Origin of the sequence: Paenibacillus ihbetae (genome assembly GCF_002741055.1) — a bacterium.
Classification (GTDB): Bacteria; Bacillota; Bacilli; order Paenibacillales; family Paenibacillaceae; genus Paenibacillus_AQ; species Paenibacillus_AQ ihbetae.
Map to the genome: position 1 here is coordinate 5770850 of NZ_CP016809.1, position 12693 is coordinate 5783542.

Here is a 12693-nt window from a genome sequence, read left to right on the forward strand (position 1 = left end):
GCTGTGTACTCCGGAAGCTATTCCTTGACGACAAGGCCGAAGATTCGGGTAAACAGAATAGCCTGCGCCGGGGAGATGATACAGCCCTGCAGGTCCTCCAGCGTAACGCCTAAATTATGGAAATCGGTCCGGCTCAGATCGATACCGGCAAGCTTCGTCCCGGAGAACTGTGCCTTATCGATTTGGCATTCGGCAAATTCCACCTTTGACAGCTCCGAATGATAAAAATCCGATTGGATCAGCGTCGTCGACTGAAAGGATACGGCCTTCATATTGGCAAACCGAAAGGTGGCATAATCGCCTGCGCACTGCTCGAACCGGACGTTTCGAAGGGTGGCCGCAGCCAGATCGATGCCTACCAGCTTACAATGACGGAACTCCACGCGATGAAGGATGGCCTCGCTGAAATCGACGTTGGATAGATCGCATTGCCGAAATACAATATCGGTGAGCTCGGCGTGCCGAAGCGAAACCCGTTCGAAGGCCACACTATCAAACGTCATTTGATCGAACAGCACTTTGTTTGCCGTGATCTCGGAGAGCGTCTCGTCTTTGCAGGTGAACTGCAGGAATGATGCTTCGTCATCGATCCCTTCATCGGATAGACAGATTGGCTCAAGCTGCTTCGGGAGTTTGGGTTTGAGGATCTTTAAGGGGGTTGCTTCCGTATTGGACATGGCAATTCCTCCGAAAAAAAGGTATTAGGTGCCAAAGATTCATTCCATCCATTTGACGATTTCTATAAAAATCTCGATCTATGAATGCGAGGATAGTTGAATTCCTCTGGCACATGCAGTATACCATGTCCTTCTTATGTTGTCCGGTCCCGGTCCAGAGTGTTGATCGCTGCATCGAGGATTCCGTCAGACTGATCCGGAGACCAGGCGAGCAAGCTCGCCCGGCCGGAGCCGCCGAAATCCAGAGCCAGCAGGACGGCTTCCTTCCCCGGAAGCCATGGCCCGAACGGCCGAGCCTCCGGTCCGAATGTTGTTCCGCTGCTGTACAGAACGTACCAAAATCCCTGGGACCGATCGATGAGCAGAAGGTCATCATATCCGTCCCCGTCCACATCCGTAACACGAAACGACGTAATGCCGCGGAGAAGGGGGGCATCCGTTCCATACCAATTTCCCTCAACAATGAAGCGGCCGCCTTGGTTAACCCAAACCTCGCAGATTCCGCTGGATGGATGCCACAGGACGAGGTCATCCAGCCCGTCGCCGTTTACATCGCCGATGTCTAGTGCCGGGGTTGGATCGGGATCATATTGGATCCGCTCCGTTTGAAGCAAAGGCTGTCTAAAACCGTGCAGGTCCGAAAAGGCAAGAGCGACTAGGCCTGAAGCCCGGTTCCATAACAGCAAATCGTCCCTTCCATCTCCGTCAAAGTCGCCGACGTATGCATCCCAATCCGCATAATCCGGCGCACATAGCCACACACCAGATGGACGTATGCCGCCTTCAGCCGTGCCGAGTGCTATATGGCACTGCCCGAGCTGAGGATACCACAGGGCGATATCATCGATGCCGTCACCATTGACATCCCCGACCATCTCTTGGCCGCCGGCATTTTCGGGCCAGCCAGCCAGAATGGGCCGCATGCTGCAGAGGCCATTATCGATTTTAATCAAGCTGTTGGCGGTTAGCGAAGCACGGTACCAAGTGGCGGAATCAAGCTTGCGGATAAGCAATGCCGCTTCTTGGCGGGTCTCTTGTGAGCCGGGACGGCCTGCCATCGCATGGATCCGGTCGCCGTTACTCCAAGGAAGACTCCTCTCCCTGAAGTCCGGGATAAAGGGCATGAAGGAGGTAACATGGACAAATGTGCGGCCAGTGCTCTTGATCGCGCTTATGATTCTTTTTAATGGGGAGGACGGACCATATTGAGCGGTGCCGTCTGCTTGAGGTTCTATATAAGGAAACTCTAGATAGGGATGGTAAAAGAATGAAGCCAGCTCGGTTAGCGGAAGCTCCTGCACCGTTTGCCGGATCCGCCGGACATCCCCCTCGATGTTGTCACCCGCCACATAGTAGAGCGGGGTGGGCACGTAATAAGTCCCGTTACTCAAGCTATGCTCTGTTGGACTGAAAAGGGCTGCATTGTTCAGGTTCGGTGCATCGGGCGAGGTTTCGTACATTAATCCGCAGCAGCTTTCAAGAATTCGCCGCTGAACCGGGGAAGCCGTATAATGCGGCGTTTCGAACCAGACGGCGGTAAGCCCGGCCTGCTCCATCATTTTCCGGGCAAGGCTCAGACGCCGGTAAGCATAGGATCGGGTCAGTTCACGGCGTGAGCTGGCGGCCAACGGGGCATCGTCCGGAGGGCAGTCGTGCAAGCAGCCGTCATAGGCGAATTCGAACCCGTCCCCGGTGGTGGCATTCGCATATTGGTGGGTATAACCATGTACTCCGAGTGATGCGCCAAGGCGCACCATTTTATGAAGGAGACGGAGGAAACGGACGGATACGGGGTCGTCAAGATCGGTCAACGACCTGTCGATCCCTCGGGCCGGGTCAATATAGCGAGGGATGACGGCAAGATGGAACGGTATGGATTGGGTGTGAAGCTCGTTTGCGATCACGAGCAGCTTGGCTTGCTGTTCTTCCGTTTCATACCATCCGCCGGGGCTGATGTCCTCAAGCCGGATCAGTGCTTTTGCCATGGCTTGAACTCCTTATTCAAGATAAGTTTTACTAAAATATATGTATGCAGCACCCATGGGCGGGCGCTACGACTGTCCAGCGTAAATTAGCCCTGCTGAAAACACCAGGAGAATTGAGGATATGAGCTGCATCCAGCTCAGTGGCTTTTCTTATGCCAGCTTTCAAGCAGATGGAGCGGCGAGAACAGAGCGAACCGTTCTTTCCCGTCCTAGTTCTGGCTGTTAAATTTCAACTGTGTACCATTCTCATCTTCCTCATCATGACATCTTCGCGTTTTACCTTCGTCGGTTAACGACTGTTCCTTCCCCCAATCCCGACGAGTATTCCTGTTATAATTGCAGATCGTGACGGTCATGCGAAAATATGAGCTATTATCTGTTAACAAAGGAGCGCCATTATCGGGAATGGCGGACAACAGATCCCGTATTTTCCACGGGCACAAAGGAGGTCCTACAGGAAAATTCGGAGAAATAGAACTTGACGGACAAATGAGAACTAGGCAAATGGAAAAGGGGTACTTATGATAGGACATATCAGTCATAAGAGAACTCCTATAGAGGAAGGGGACAGGGGGATACTATGTTCAGATCGACATCCTGGCGCATATTTGTGATAAGCGGCATCTTTTTTGCAATTACCATCATACCGCTCTCGTTGTTGCTGGCTAACCGATTTTCTCATTTCGCTTATTCCCAGATGGGGACGTTTAATCAGGACCGCATCAACGAAATGGCGGAGCGGGTCGAGTACATTCTAGACAAGCTGAAATGGTATAGTCTGACCATGTACGAAGACCGTACCGTGCAAAACTGGATGTATGCTACCGCCGACAATCTGCTGCAAAATGCCAGCGCGATGGGGGTGTTGACGAAATATCTATCTAATGAACCTTATATTGAAACCGCTTACTTATTTAGCTTCCGTAAACATGAGGTGATCGACTCCAAAGTCGGATTGCTTTCGTTCGAGGAATTTGCCGATCAGCCGATGCTGAAGCGGATTAAGCGTACGCCAGGGACCTTCCTTCGTTATTTTGATCATCAGATAGGAAACGACACGTATTTGGCGCTTCAGCTTCCTTCGGCTCCTGTGCAGAAAAACCGAGACGGGTATCTTGTCGTCCTGTTTGACAAGAAAGAGCTGCAGAAGCATTTGATTTCAGGCGACGGAAGGGCGGATACACTGCTTTCGATCGTGGATGATCGAGGAAGGTTGATTCTGGGGGAACGGGATGAGCATCTCGAGGAGACCATGGATAGCATCCAGCCGGGACGGAAGGGGGGTTCATTTGAGCTGAGCCGTACGGGAGGGAAAGCATTCGTCAATTATTCGCGGATGGAATCGCCGGAGTGGACCATTATATCTGTCACTGAAATGAAGCAATTCCGCGAAAAGGCCGGGGCGTTCAAAACAGTCATCATCGCTTGCTCGCTCTTACTGCTCGCGGCGCTGCTTCTGGCCGCCTATTGGAATTCGCGCCGTTTCGTCGGGCCATTTCGCCGTTTGGCGGATCAACTGCAGCGGAAGCTTGGCGTGAAGGGGGAGAACGATTACGGTGTCATTGAGCAGGGCGTCGTTATGCTTCGCGATCATTATCCGCTGATCAAGACCGAATATTTGCGGCAATGGCTGCTGCAGGGCAGGCTGAGCGATGGCGCCAGAGCGGCGGTTGCGCGCGAATCGTGCCTGCTTGACTATGAGTGGCTTCGGTTGGCTGTGATCAAGATTGATTCCTATTACGAAATATCCGAGCAGTACGATTTTGTCTCTCGCAAGCTGCTCAAGTATGCAATCGGTAATATCGCAGAGGAGCTGCTCGGCACAGCTGAACGGCCGATCGAGGTGGTCGATTTTGGGACCGACCATCTGGTCGTTCTGGTTGGCACGGCCAGTTCCCTCCCTGATCCCGAGTTGACCCAAGAGCTCAAGGAGCTTAGCCGTCAAGTCAGCCGTTACGTCAAGCTGGACGTGACGATCGCCGAAAGCGAAGCGCGGCGCGTACATGACGATTTACGCAAAGTATACGACGATATGAACGAACTGACATTATTCAAGTTTGTCAGCGGTGATGACAAAATCTACGTCGAACAAGACTTTGAACGGTATGCCGATTTACAGTCGCCGATCGACTCCGCCGTGCATGAAAGCTTGATCCAGACGATTCGCAGCGGCAAAGAGGAGAAGGTGCTGGCCATGCTGGACGAGGTGTTCACGCGCCTTAAGACGATGAAATATACCGAGTGTCAATTCCAACTGAAGCTGCTTCTGTTTGCGATCGTCAAATCGTTCAGCAAAGTGATGTCTATCCAGAGTGTTGAAGGGATTGAGCGCCACTTGAGGCAGTTCGCCACGCTTACTGATGTTCATGGATGGTTGAAGGAAGAAATCGGGCGGATTATCCGGCAGCTTAGCGATCAAAAGGGATTCAATCGCAAGGAAAAGCTGGTGAGGGAAATCATCGAGTACGTCCGCTACCATACCCATGACCCGATGCTGTCGGTAGACGATATCGCTGACCATATCGCTTTGTCGGCCAAATACGTCCGGCAGCTGTTTCACGAACATCATGGCATGCCTCTATCGAATTTCATCTTGAACGAGCGGCTCGGGAAGGTCAAGGAACTGTTGGAGCAGACCAGCATGCAGGTCACCGAAATTGCAGAGCAGTCTGGTTTTCAGACGAAAAGCCACTTTTTCACTGCATTCAAAAAAGCGACCGGTATGACGCCAAGCCAATACCGCGATAGCAAGGCGAGCGAGCGGATGGAGCGGACGCGGCAGATAGCAGGGAACTCTGCGAATTAGAAAGGTCAACGGGCGATTGAGAACTGGCCAGACCAATAACAACCGGTCGAACGCTTGCGAATCTGCCGCGTGAGAACCAGATCCGGCCAATGAGAACTAGGCAAGCAGCAGCCGTGAATGCTACGATGGCTCCGTTCGAATCCTGCAAGCCGCACAAGAAAGGAGGGACGTTCTTTGGAGCGACGTAGAAGGTTCGGCGGGTCGTTTGTGCACGAGCTGTCGCGGAACCGGTATTTGTACTTGCTGGCGCTGCCCGGCATTGCGTTTCTGGTCGTATTTGCGTATATGCCCATGGCTGGGCATCTGCTCGCCTTCCAGGATTACCGGCTATCCGATGGAATATGGGGGAGCGAATGGGTCGGATTTAAGAACTTTGAGTTTTTCTTCAATGGGAAAGACTGGCTGCGGGTGACGCTGAATACCGTTTTCCTGAATGCACTGTTTCTCGTAACCGGTCTCGGCAGCGCGGTCGTGCTGGCTATCTTTCTGAATGAAATCCGTAACAGGCTGTTCAAGCGAATCACGCAATCGTTTATTTTTTTACCGTATTTCATTTCTTGGCTTGTCGTCAGCATGATGACGTTGACGCTATTCAGCACATCCGAGGGGCTCATTAACCGCGCGCTTGCCGCCCTTGGCTACGAAGGAGTGGACTGGTATTTGATGCCTAGCGTATGGCCGTATATCTTAACCGTCATTAGCGCCTGGAAGATTGCCGGCTATAATTCCATTATTTTTTTGGCCGTCATTACGGGCATCTCCTCAGAATATTACGAGAGCGCCCGAATAGAAGGCGCCAGCCGGATGCAGCAGATGCTCTACATAACGCTGCCGTTGATGCGGCCGACCGTGATGATATTGGCGCTGCTTGGCATTGGCCGTATTTTCTACGGTGATTTCGGCATGATTTACGCGATCATCGGAGATAACGGCATACTCTTTCCAACGACAGATGTCATCGATACGTATGCGTTTCGTGCGCTGAGGCAGCTGGGGAATTTCAGCATGTCCGCTGCCGTTGTCGTGTACCAGTCCTGCATGGGGCTTGTCACGATTCTGATCTTCAATGCGATCGCGCGCAAGGTGGACGCGGATTCAAGACTATTCTAAAAGGAAGGTTGGGCGAGTTGGCATGAGGCCGGATTCGGGCTTTTCGATCGCTGTTGTTCCCGAATCGTTATGATCGTATAAGCTCGTTAAGCGGATACGATTAGGGAACAAAGGCGACCACTTGCGTTTCTCCAGCTCCGAACCGGCCCTTTGCTTCAGTCCCAACCAGTTAAGGTGTGATCGAAGTGAGAGAACGGTTGTTTCTTGTTTTGATGTACGCGGTGCTGGGCGCTTTTGCGCTGTTTTGCTTCATTCCGTTCTGGATTGTGTTCATCAACTCGTTCGCCGATGAATCGCTTCTGCAGACGGCGGGGTACCAGTTGCTGCCGAGCAAATTCAGCCTCCATGCGTACAAATTTTTGCTTTCCGGCAAGCAGGTGTTTCTAAGCTACGGCATTACGATTATCGTGACGATCGCCGGCACGGCGCTGGGCGTACTCTTGACAGCTGCCTATGCGTACACGCTAAGCCACCGGAAAGTGAAGTACCGCCATATTTTATCGTTTTTAACCTTTCTGACGATGTTATTCGGCGCAGGACTTGTCGGCTTTTACATGCTGATCGCCAACTGGCTGCATCTGAAAGACTCGGTTTGGGCGCTCATTTTGCCCTATCTGCTTAATCCGTTCTATGCCTTCATTCTTGTCTCTTACTACCGGACGCTGCCGTATGAATTGAATGAAGCTGCGACTGTGGACGGCGCCAATGATCTCTATATTTTCTTTCGCATCATCTGGCCGATTGCGCTGCCTGTTATTGCCACGGTGAGCCTGTTTTACGCGCTGCAATATTGGAACGACTGGTACTTGTCATTGCTGTTTATCGACAATCACAAAATGCTGCCGCTGCAGATGATGATCCGCCAGCTTATGTCCAATTTGAATGTTATGGCTTACGTGAGCGGGAGTCAGACGCAGTACAACGTCGTCGTGCCGACCTATGGCATGCAGCTGGCGATCGTCTGCGTTACCATCGGCCCGATCGTGTTCGTCTATCCTTTCATCCAGCGCTTCTTTATTAAAGGTTTGACGCTTGGTTCGGTAAAAGGGTAGAGCGGCAAACGTGAAGGCGTTTGGCCGGTTCGAGCTTTCAATCGCTGCAGTTTATGAACCGGCTCATCTGCCTATTTTCTCTATTATTGATTCAGGGGGAATGACTATGAAAAAGCTATTGCCCATCGTGCTCGTGTTGTTGATCGCGCTCATCGCGATTGCAGGTTGTTCGGGCAAGAACGAAGGGGAAGGGAAGACGCCCGGACCGTCGGGTCAAACCGGAGACAGCGCCAGCGGTGACGCCAAACTTGAAGAGGTGACGCTGAAAATCATGATTCCCGGCGATCGGCCGTCGGATATGGATTTGGTCATCGCCGAAGCAGAGAAGCGAATGAAGGATACGATCAACGTCAAACTCGACGTCGTCTTCGTACCCTGGTCCGATCTGGCGCAAAAGACACAGGTGACGCTTGCTTCCGGCGAAAACATCGATCTCATCTTCGATGCGCCATGGCTGCATATCAACCAAATGATCGCTAACGGATTCTATGAGCCACTGGACGACCTGTTGGCCCAGTACGGCCAAACGGTGCTCGAGAAACGGCCGAAGCAAATGTGGGATTACAACAAGTACGGCGGCAAAATTATGGCCGTTCCGCTCGGCGTCAGCTACATGTCCGGCAATTCCTACATGGTGCGCAAAGATATTCGCGAGAAGCTCGGCGTACCGCCGATTAAAACCTATGAAGATTTGATCGCTTTCGCCTACAAGGTGAAAGAGCAGGAGAAAGGCATCATCCCGATGACCGCAGGCTCCGGCACTTATACATTTGTCGCTCACCATGCGCTGAACGATTACGAAACCCATGTCAGACCGACCCACGCCCTGGGCAACAGCCTGATGCTCTATTACAAGAACAATGACGGCAAAGTTTACAATTTGCTGGAGGATCGGGAGCCGATCGAAACTTGGCTGGCGAACACGCACAAATGGTTTAAAGACGGACTGATCTTCAAGGACATTTTGACGACAAAAGATTTTCATCAGCCGATCTCGGCAGGCAAAGTGGCAATCGTCACGAACGGCGCGTTCGGCATCGGCGATTCCCTCAAGAACACGTTAAAGAACAATGTGCCGGACAGCGAGCTGGAGACGGTCACCTTCTTTAATCCGGAGAAGGGCGCGAACATCACCGACTTCAAACAGTGGAACTTTCTGGCCGTTCCGAAGGTAAGCAAGAATAAGGAGCGGGCGATTATGTTCCTGAACTGGGCGAATGAGAAGGAGAACTACGACCTGCTTTCTTACGGAATCGAAGGGAAGCATTGGGAAGCGGTAGGCGACGACAAAATGAAAACCCTGGATACAGCTGGCTACTCTGCATTCGGCTACGTTTGGCTGTGGAATCCCGTCGATGAGCGCAGTGATGTGAAGGGCGAGAATGAGGAGTTGAACGCTGTGCTTAAGGATGCCGACATGTTCACGACCGATATTTTGGCCGGCTTCGAATTTGACAGTACCCCGGTGCAAAACGAGGTCAGCCAGTACAATACAGTCGATGGGCAATACTACACGGCGCTGTTCAACGGGGTTATCGATCCGGATGAGACATTGAAGAAATTTGAAGCGGAAGCCGGCCCTGCCCTCAAAAAAATTCAGCAGGAACTGCAAAAGCAGATTGATGAGTTCCTGGCGGCAAAGGCGAAGTAGAACAGAATCACCTGAGCACGGATAAACCGAAGTTTGCTTATCCATGCCTAAGAATCGCCCGAAGTGCGGAGTGTTTGGCAGCGCTGCACTACTGCTGTTGCCCACTGGAAACTCCGCGCCGCTGGCGGTACTGGACGCGGCGGTGACGGCTTCCTCTTTCGGAGGAAGCCGATCTTATACGCTTTGCTGCTTACTTATACCAGATTTCGCGAAAGGGGGGATCAAAATTTAGCGTTCAACCGGAACAGAAATAAGGGTTTAAAGGTTCTTGATATTTCTGTACTCGAGAATAAAGAAAAGGAGCTGGCCTTGATGAATTTGAATAAAAAATGGTTATCCGGTTTAATGGCAGCCGTATTACTACTGACTCCGCTCTCTGCGGTTCAGGCGAAATCGCTTGTTCCGGATGTGACTGTCCTGCAGGCGGCAGGTGCAGACCAGATGGAAGCAGGGAATGATTCAGGTAATCCACAGGTCGATCTAGATCAACTGACGGATGCTGGTGAACCGGCAGCGGAACAGGCACCACAAGCAAAAGACGAAAATCAAGCGGCAGCATCTTCGGCTGTGCAGGAGACGCAATTTCGCAATCTCGCGGCAGATCTTCCGTACGAATGGTCTGAAGCTCCGGAAGCTTCGCATCCCGATGACGGATACAAGCTTACGGACGGAAAATACGGCGCATTGGATATGAACGACCCGGCATGGGTAGGACATCTGCGCGGAAAGGCTCGCGAAGTTGTGTTCGATCTCGGTGAGGAAAAGTCAATTGGAAAGATCACGGCTAATTTCTTTCAAGATTTTCCTACGAATTCGATTCTCGTGCCGCTGTCGGTATCGATGTATGTCTCCGACGATAAGGAAAATTGGGGGCTGCTTTCCCATAACGCTACGCAGCTTCTGTGGGGAGAAGGACCGCCCAGACACGAGACCTTTGAATGGGATGGCAGCCGGGATGGAATCAAAGACGGGAATACGGATGGCAAGCTGGCTTATGCCCGTTATGTGAAGGTGACCTTTTATATGCATCCTACACAGTGGGAATACATTGATGAAATCGAAATTATGGGTATGGACGGCAAGGTTGACGGTGCGGTAAAGGTTCCTGCCGAGCAGCCTCGTTTTTTGGAGCCGGGGGAAGCTACGGCCGGGATCCGGAATCTGAATCTGCTGTATAACGGACAATACGCGAATGGTTTGGGCGATTGGAAGAAGGAACGGATTATCCCTAATATCAGCTATGTAAATAAAGACGGCGAGCCGGTCGATTGGCTTTATGACGGCGTTCTATATCTCGGGATTGCTTCGCCTGCCGGTCGCGATTTCGGTCAGGGACAAACGAACCTGGACGATTGGAAATGGTATTTGGATAAAACATTTGCAGCCACGGGCGATATGCAGCAGTTGAATGAGGCTGCCAAGGAAGTTGGGGCCAAGCTGAAACAGCCCGATCATCAAGTCAAGGTTGTGTTAATGATTCCGAATCCAGGGGAATCCTTAACCGATTTTGGCGACATTGACGGTAGCGGTTCCTTAAATTTCAACGACGCCGTCGTAGGCAAAGAAAAAGCGTCTGAAAACAGAGGAAAAGCGGTGCAGTGGTGGCTGGACCAGACCCGGCAAAGATGGCAGGCTGCCAACTACTCGAATCTTGAGCTTGTCGGCATGTACTGGATGCCGGAACAAATCGATATATCCGAATCGGGACCAGACATAGCTCGCATGGTGTCGGATAAAGTGCACGCCATGAACATGAAGGTTTTCTGGATTCCACACTCATATGCTTACAAAATGTTTATGTGGAAAGACGTAGGGTTCGATGCCGCGGCGCTTCAGCCTAACTATTTCTTTGGCGGAATGGATTCCGACCGTCTGGACGATGCTACGGATACGGCAAAGCGATACGGAATGGGGAACGAAGTTGAATTTGATGACGGAATGCTGACAGATCCCGTACTTCGTCAGCGTTTTGTCGAATACTTGGACAGCGGCGTCAGATCCGGTCTGATGCAAAATGGCTTCAGAGCTCACTATCAAGGCAATAATGCAGTATACAACTTAGGGGTAAGCAAGGATCCAAGTTTGCGTTTAATGTATGACTGGCTGTACCAGTATTTGAACGGAGCGTACGCCATCGATAGCAGCCCGGCGCCGGAGACGATGGCGGAGGTTGTACAGCGTTATGTCGCATCGAACGAAATCAAGCCGGCTTTTGGTAATGATTTGACGTATCGATTGCAGACCATCAAACTTCTTCTGGACGATAACAAGCCGAAGCAAGCCGTGACGTATATGCAGGATTTTCTCGCGCACATTCACGACCCGGCCGTCCAAGCGCAAGGGTTGATTTCGGTCCCGGCCGCAACGGTGCTTGATTCCTACGCCCAAGTTCTCATTCAAACCTGGTCTGACGGAGGGGGACTCAGCAATCTGGTTCTTGGCCAAAGCTATACAATTTCACAGCAGCCTAACAGCAACTATCCCGATTCCGGGAACGAACTTACGGACGGCCGATTCGGCGGGACGGATTACCGCACCGAGCAGTGGCAGGCCCATGCGGGAAGCGATTACCCTGACGAACGAAGCCGCACCATCACATTTGATTTGGGCAGCAACAAATCGATCGGGGCAATTAGAGCCCATTTTCTTCAGGATAAAGGGCCTGGCATCTATTTTCCTCAGAACGTCGCTTTTTCCGTTTCATCTGACGGCGAATCCTGGAGCACGCTGGCAACCGTTTCTCCGCCACCGGCACAGGATGCTGCCTCGGCCGAGTTCGTGGGTTGGAGCGGAATAACAGATGGCGTGCCGGGGAAAGCGGGATCCGATAAAGTATACGCCCGCTATGTCAAAGTCGAATTCCCGGTCAACGTCTGGGTCTTCCTGGATGAAATCGAAGTTCTCGGCGTTGACGGCCATGCCGGGGGTGGCACTACAATTGACGGCGCAAGAGCCGTGGTGGATGCCGATGCGAAGAAATTGACGATTGACGGGCTGGTCGTGAACGGCGGCCAGTCCCAAGTGAATTTGAAAATACTCGATTCGAAAGGGAAGGTTCGCTACGAAGGCCAGACGACCAGTACGGAAACGGGAAGTTTCGAATTCATGATTAAGCTTACTGGCAATTTGAAGGGAACTTGCGACGCCTATCTGTCTATGGATGGAATGTCGGATCCCGTTAAGATTTCATTCGAATACAATAAAAAGGAATGATGTTTATTCCCGCGCGAGCTCAGAACTCGGATGGAATACAGCCTGATTTCTATGATGTTGACTTAGGATGAGGGCATTCCGTGTCAAAATTCAGCCGTCCCACCATGATGCATGAGGACAAATGTTTCATAAAAGCCATAGGTCACAGCGTGATTTCCACGCTGTGACCTATGGCTATATTAGCCGCTGCAGCTCTTTT

7 protein-coding genes are annotated in these 12693 nt (G+C 51.8%); 5 read left to right on the forward strand and 2 right to left on the reverse strand.

Annotated features, from left to right (window positions below):
- Positions 1-17: 17 nt before the first annotated feature.
- Both BBD41_RS26000 and BBD41_RS26005 read right to left on the reverse strand, forming a co-directional pair.
- Positions 18-677, reverse strand: coding sequence for a pentapeptide repeat-containing protein (locus BBD41_RS26000; RefSeq protein ID WP_099479467.1), 660 nt, complete (start codon positions 675-677; stop codon positions 18-20).
- Between the two features lie 134 nt (positions 678-811).
- The gene (locus BBD41_RS26005; RefSeq protein ID WP_099479469.1) at positions 812-2662 is read right to left on the reverse strand and encodes a DUF2334 domain-containing protein; all 1851 of its coding nucleotides are present in this window, start codon (positions 2660-2662) and stop codon (positions 812-814) included.
- 580 nt (positions 2663-3242) lie between these two features.
- Here BBD41_RS26005 and BBD41_RS26010 point away from each other — a divergent pair.
- From BBD41_RS26010 to BBD41_RS26030, 5 genes are all read left to right on the forward strand, one after another.
- Positions 3243-5468, forward strand: coding sequence for an AraC family transcriptional regulator (locus BBD41_RS26010; protein WP_099479471.1), 2226 nt, complete (start codon positions 3243-3245; stop codon positions 5466-5468).
- Between the two features lie 174 nt (positions 5469-5642).
- Complete coding sequence (locus BBD41_RS26015; RefSeq protein ID WP_099479473.1) at positions 5643-6578, forward strand: ABC transporter permease; 936 nt, start codon at positions 5643-5645, stop codon at positions 6576-6578.
- A gap of 185 nt (positions 6579-6763) precedes the next feature.
- Entirely contained in the window at positions 6764-7630 is an 867-nt protein-coding gene (locus BBD41_RS26020) for a carbohydrate ABC transporter permease (protein WP_083397545.1), read from the forward strand.
- A 106-nt stretch (positions 7631-7736) separates the two neighbouring features.
- Complete coding sequence (locus BBD41_RS26025; RefSeq protein ID WP_099479475.1) at positions 7737-9281, forward strand: extracellular solute-binding protein; 1545 nt, start codon at positions 7737-7739, stop codon at positions 9279-9281.
- A gap of 312 nt (positions 9282-9593) precedes the next feature.
- On the forward strand, positions 9594-12494 hold the full coding sequence (locus tag BBD41_RS26030) for a DUF4855 domain-containing protein (RefSeq protein WP_099480799.1): 2901 nt from the start codon (positions 9594-9596) through the stop codon (positions 12492-12494).
- Positions 12495-12693: the final 199 nt, after the last annotated feature.

Coding starts and splice junctions, on each gene's coding strand:
- BBD41_RS26000 (WP_099479467.1), bottom strand. CDS start 677: ATGTCCAATACGGAAGCAACCCCCTTAAAGATCCTCAAACCCAAACTC.
- BBD41_RS26005 (WP_099479469.1), bottom strand. CDS start 2,662: ATGGCAAAAGCACTGATCCGGCTTGAGGACATCAGCCCCGGCGGATGG.
- BBD41_RS26010 (WP_099479471.1), top strand. CDS start 3,243: ATGTTCAGATCGACATCCTGGCGCATATTTGTGATAAGCGGCATCTTT.
- BBD41_RS26025 (WP_099479475.1), top strand. CDS start 7,737: ATGAAAAAGCTATTGCCCATCGTGCTCGTGTTGTTGATCGCGCTCATC.
- BBD41_RS26030 (WP_099480799.1), top strand. CDS start 9,594: ATGAATTTGAATAAAAAATGGTTATCCGGTTTAATGGCAGCCGTATTA.